This is a genomic window from Nostoc sp. UIC 10890 (assembly GCF_054786515.1).
In genome coordinates this window covers 1-2,027 of record NZ_JBSGKF010000112.1, presented here as the reverse complement: position 1 = coordinate 2,027, position 2,027 = coordinate 1, and the positions used below count along the sequence as shown (strand labels likewise).

The 2,027-nt window shown below is 40.3% G+C and carries 2 protein-coding genes; both read left to right on the top strand.

Going from position 1 to position 2,027, the window contains the following annotated elements; genetic code table 11:
- Positions 1-452 (top strand): hypothetical protein (locus ACWATR_RS39610; protein WP_460345746.1); only part of this gene is annotated, 452 nt, incomplete at its 5' end.
- A 160-nt stretch (positions 453-612) separates the two neighbouring features.
- Entirely contained in the window at positions 613-1,755 is a 1,143-nt protein-coding gene (locus ACWATR_RS39605) for an IS4 family transposase (RefSeq protein WP_460345743.1), read from the top strand.
- The last annotated feature ends 272 nt before the right edge of the window (positions 1,756-2,027 follow it).

Sequence of the window (2,027 nt, the reverse complement as noted above, 5' to 3'; positions counted from 1 at the left end):
CAAAGCCAGAGGGAGAGTTGCAACGCCTCACTACATTGAAAAATCACAAACATTTGGAGTTAATCATGGATATCCAAGCTACTCTCACGCTGACGATCCAAGCAGTCGTTATCAGCTTTGTTGCGCTGATGGTTTTCGATTTCATGGATAGTTTGTGGGTTGTACCCTTACCGCCATTCGGATGGCAACCACCAGTTATTGAACAGCCCACAGTTTCCGCAACTTCCCTACAACCTACTCCACACCAGGAAATCCAAGAAGCCACTCCAAGCGCGATCGCATTTGAGAAAATTTCTGACCCCTGGACTCTAGAACCACAATCTCCTCACCATTCTGTTCCCACGCCATTCTTTATAATCCCTTTTCCCAGACTCCGACTACTCCCACCTGCCAAAGTACAACCGAGCAAACCTAAGCGGGCTAAAGCAAAATCGTTGAGGGGGCGACAATAATTGTCAAAGTCTGACAGGTAAAGGGCTTGAAGCAAAAGACCCTCTCAAAAAAATGCAGCTTATTGACAATAAACTGTGCAGCTATTAAACACCTATTCGCAGGGTACAGTTTGATGGTAAAAAAGAACGGTCTCGTCAATTCAACAAGACCGTCACCATAATGTTGCCCTCATTTTATCAAACGTTCCTCGAAAAATATCTAAATCAATCACAGTTAATCACTTTAAAATTGTTGGTGTGGTTGTTACAAAATCAAAAACAAGTCAGATTGGAAAGGCTAGCTGCAACGCTACCTTTACCCATACAGCAAAATAGTCGGAGGCGACACTTACAAAGATTCCTAACGCTAAATGCTTTGAGTGTAGTGTTGCTGTGGTTTCCCATCATTGAAGAGATACTTGGTAAGCAAATCAAAGCTGGCTCACAAGTAATTATTGCACTAGATAGAACGCAATGGAAAGAAAATAATGTGTTAATGGTGAGTGTAATTTACCAAAAACGAGCATGGCCAATATATTGGTGCTTGTTAGAGAAAGATGGTTGCAGTAACCTCACTGAACAACAAAAAGTATTACGCCCAGTAATTCGCTTATTAAAAAATTACAAAATAGTGATTATTGGCGATAGAGAGTTTCATAGTATAGAATTAGCCGAGTGGTTACACAGAAAGAATCTCAGATTTGTATTTCGTCAAAAAAAGGACACAACTTTCCGAGAGAAAAGACAAAAATTTCAGCCTTTAAGTAGCATTGATATTTATCCAGGAATCCGCCAGTTTTATTTAGGTATCAATTTGACTCAAAAACGAGGCTTTGGCAGATTTAATTTAGCAATATATTGGAAACGAAAATATCGCAATAAACAAGAACCATCACCTTGGTATTTATTAACTAATCTGCCTGATTTAGAGACTGCTGTCAAAATCTACGGAGCGCGTTTTGGTATTGAAGCTATGTTCCGTGATTGTAAAACAGGTGGTTATAATCTCGAAGGTTCTAAAGCTAATCCTGATAGACTTGTGCGTTTAATTCTCTTAATTGCTTTAGCCATGACTAGTGCTTGGTTATATGGACAAAGAACTAAATTGCAAAACCAAGAATCTTACATTTGCCGCACTCAAGAAAAAAGTCGAACCTCTAAACGACACAGTAATTTTTGGATAGGTTTATATGGTCAAAATTGGATAGTCGCTTGGAATGAATGTCTTGCATGGGTTGAGGAACTGGTAGCTTCCATTCGCAATAAGCAGAGCTTTTATCTCAGGGGTTTAAGGGCTATGAAGCTTATACAGAAAACACTTTAGCTCGCTTGTCGCCCCCTGAAGCAAAATCGTCCACGTCTAAGAAATACGCCTCAACTAGTACTAAGCGCCAGTCCACCAAGCCACGCAAGATAACTGGAAAGTACCAAAAAAATTATAGTTAACCCGTCCCCACGGTCAAACGGCTACGCCAAAGCGAAAGTGATGTATTCATATATATAGATATGGTCAGCCTTATAGCCACGCAAGGAACTCTGTTTGACCTAGAAACAGTTCTGGATTATGGGCAATCAATCCTCAACGTTGCTCAAGAA